Origin of the sequence: Actinomadura sp. WAC 06369 (genome assembly GCF_003947565.1) — a bacterium.
GTDB lineage: Bacteria > Actinomycetota > Actinomycetes > Streptosporangiales > Streptosporangiaceae > Spirillospora > Spirillospora rifamycini.
Map to the genome: position 1 here is coordinate 1 of NZ_QHJN01000335.1, position 2,832 is coordinate 2,832.

The following is a 2,832-nucleotide window of genomic DNA, read 5'->3' on the forward strand; positions in this document are numbered from 1 at the left end:
CTCCGCACCGTGATCAGCGCCCTCTCCGGGGGCCGTTACGTGCGCGTGGACCTGCTCGACGTCAACGAGGTCCGCTGAGCGCGTGAACCTCAGCACCGCCGCACGGACACGGCGGTGCGCCGTGCGGCGGTGCTGAGGTTCACGCGCTCAGCGGACCTCGTTGACGTCGAGCAGGTCCACGCGCACGTAACGGCCCCCGGAGAGGGCGCTGATCACGGTGCGGAGGGCTTTGGCGGTGCGGCCGCCGCGGCCGATGACCTTGCCGAGGTCCTCGGGGTGCACGCGCACCTCGAGGACCCGGCCGCCCCTGATCCGGCGGGCGCGCACTCCGACGTCGTCGGGGTGCTCGACGATCCCGCGGACCAGGTGCTCGAGCGCTTCTTCGAGCACGTCAGCCCTCGCTCTTGACTTCGGTGTCGGCCTTCTTCGGCTCGGCCTTCTTCTTGGCGCGGGTCGCGGTGGCCTCGCCCGCGTCGTCGCCCAGCGCCTCCTTGACCGCGGCCTCGAAGACGGCCTTGCGGTCGGGGCGCGGCTCGGCGACCTTGAGGGTGCCCTCGGCGCCCGGCTCGCCCTTGAACTTCTGCCAGTCACCGGTGATCTTGAGCAGGCTCAGCACGGCGTCGGTCGGCTGCGCGCCGACGCCGAGCCAGTACTGGGCCCGCTCGGAGTCGATCTGGATGAGCGACGGGTCCTGCTTGGGCTGGTAGAGGCCGATCTCCTCGATGGCCCGGCCGTCCCGCTTGGTGCGGGCGTCGGCGACGACGACCCGGTACTGCGGGTTCCGGATCTTCCCCAGACGCTTGAGCTTGATCTTGACTGCCACGGGTGTGGTGTACTCCAGACTTCATTACAGGGTGGGCGGACCGCGCCAGGTGGGGAACACCGGCCTGCGGTCAACCCGATGGACTCCGGCCGCGCAGGACGAGAGAGGGCGCCGTGCGGCTCCGGGTTTCCAGCACGCCATTCTGCCAGACGGACGCGGGAAAAGCGCAATCGGGCGGTGACGCCGCGCGTCACTTCTTCTTGCGGGGCTGCAGCTTGTCGAGGTCGGGCATCTGGAAGCCGGGCGGGAGCTGCCCGCCGCCGAGGCCGGGGGGAAGCTGGCCGCCGCCGAGGCCGGGCGGGAGGCCCTGGGGCGCGCCGTCGGCGGGCTCCTTGGGCCGGTTCGCCTGGGCGGCGCGCTTGCGGGGGTCGCCGCTGCGCTGCTTGCCCTTCTTGTTCTTGGCCTTGGCCGCCTTCGCCGCCTTGCGCCGGCCCCCGCCGGGCATGCCCGGCATGCCGGGGATGCCGCCGGCCATCTGCCGCATCATCTTCTGCGCGTCGAAGAAGCGGGTGACGAGGCTGCTGACCTCGCCGACGGTGACGCCGGAGCCCTTGGCGATGCGGGCCCGCCGCGACCCGTTGATGATCTTGGGCTGCGAGCGCTCCTGCGGGGTCATCGAGCGGATGATCGCGGCGATCCGGTCGAGGTCGCGGTCGTCGATCTGGCTGATCTGGTCGCGGACCTGCCCCATGCCGGGCATCATCCCGAGCAGGTTGCCGATCGGGCCGAGCTTGCGGATCATCATCATCTGCTCGAGGAAGTCCTCGAGGGTGAAGTCCTCGCCGGAGGCGAACTTGGCCGACATCTTCTCGGCCTGCGCCTCGTCGAACGTGCGCTCGGCCTGCTCGATCAGGGTGAGGATGTCGCCCATGTCGAGGATGCGCCCGGCCATCCGGTCCGGGTGGAAGACGCTGAAGTCCTCGAGCTTCTCGCCGGTGGAGGCGAACATGATCGGCCGGCCGGTGATGTGCCGGACCGAGAGGGCCGCACCGCCGCGCGCGTCGCCGTCGAGCTTGGTGAGGACGACGCCGTCGAAGCCGACGCCGTCCATGAACGCCTGGGCGGTGTTGACGGCGTCCTGGCCGACCATGGCGTCGACGACGAACAGGACGTCGTCGGGCTGCACGGCGTCGCGGATGTCGATCGCCTGCTGCATCATCTCGGCGTCGATGCCGAGGCGGCCGGCGGTGTCGATGACGACGATGCTGTGCTGGGCGCGGCGGGCCTGCTCGATGGAGCGGCGGGCGACGTCCACGGGGTCGCCGACGCCGCTGCCGGGCTCGGGCGCGAACACCGGGACCCCGGCGCGCTCGCCGACGACCTCGAGCTGCTGGACGGCGTTGGGCCGCTGCAGGTCGGCCGCCACCAGCAGCGGGGTCTGGCCCTCCTGCTTGAGCCAGCGGGCGAGCTTGCCGGCGAGGGTCGTCTTGCCGGCGCCCTGGAGGCCCGCGAGCATGATGACGGTCGGCGGGTTCTTGGCGAGCCGCAGTTCGCGCGTCTCGCCGCCGAGGATCTCGATGAGCTCCTCGTTGACGATCTTGACGACCTGCTGCGCCGGGTTCAGCGCCTGCGAGACCTCGGCGCCCCGGGCGCGCTCCTTGACGCGGGCGATGAAGTCCTTGACCACGGGCAGCGCGACGTCGGCCTCGAGCAGCGCGACGCGGATCTCGCGGGCCGTGGCGTTGATGTCGGCCTCGGAGAGCCGGCCCTTGGTGCGCAGCGACGAGAAGACCGTCGTCAGCCGGTCGGAGAGCGTCTCGAACACGTGTCTGGACCGTCCTTGGAAAGCTACTGGGATCGTCTATCAGCGTATCGGCTCCCCGGCGGGTTCCCACCCGCCTCGGGCGACCGGTGGCGGCCCCGCCCCGCGGGAGCCCCCCGCCCGTACCGGCGGCGCCGAACAGACCTCGGCACCCGACGGGCTCGGCCAGCCTGCTCAGACCACTGACGGCATCGAGCCCGCCACAGCGGCGAACGGCGACATCGGGAACGGCGCCCCTGGCCAACCC

Annotated in this window: 3 protein-coding genes and 1 pseudogene; 1 reads left to right on the forward strand and 3 read right to left on the reverse strand. The window is 71.5% G+C overall.

Annotated features, from left to right (window positions below):
* Window positions 1–78, forward strand: a pseudogene (locus tag DMH08_RS42220) (RNA-binding protein); the annotation flags it as partial.
* A gap of 69 nt (window positions 79–147) precedes the next feature.
* On the opposite strand, the gene DMH08_RS39155 reads toward DMH08_RS42220, so the two are convergent.
* The 3 genes from DMH08_RS39155 to ffh all read right to left on the reverse strand — a co-directional run bounded on the left by DMH08_RS39155 (window position 148) and on the right by ffh (window position 2,588).
* The gene (locus DMH08_RS39155) at window positions 148–390 is read right to left on the reverse strand and encodes an RNA-binding protein (RefSeq protein WP_026405312.1); all 243 of its coding nucleotides are present in this window, start codon (window positions 388–390) and stop codon (window positions 148–150) included.
* Window position 391: 1 nt separating this feature from the next.
* Complete coding sequence (gene rpsP / locus DMH08_RS39160) at window positions 392–823, reverse strand: 30S ribosomal protein S16 (protein WP_034521021.1); 432 nt, start codon at window positions 821–823, stop codon at window positions 392–394.
* Window positions 824–1,013: 190 nt separating this feature from the next.
* Window positions 1,014–2,588 (reverse strand): signal recognition particle protein, encoded by a 1,575-nt coding sequence (ffh, locus tag DMH08_RS39165; protein ID WP_026405311.1) that lies wholly within the window; start codon window positions 2,586–2,588, stop codon window positions 1,014–1,016.
* Between the last annotated feature and the right edge of the window lie 244 nt (window positions 2,589–2,832).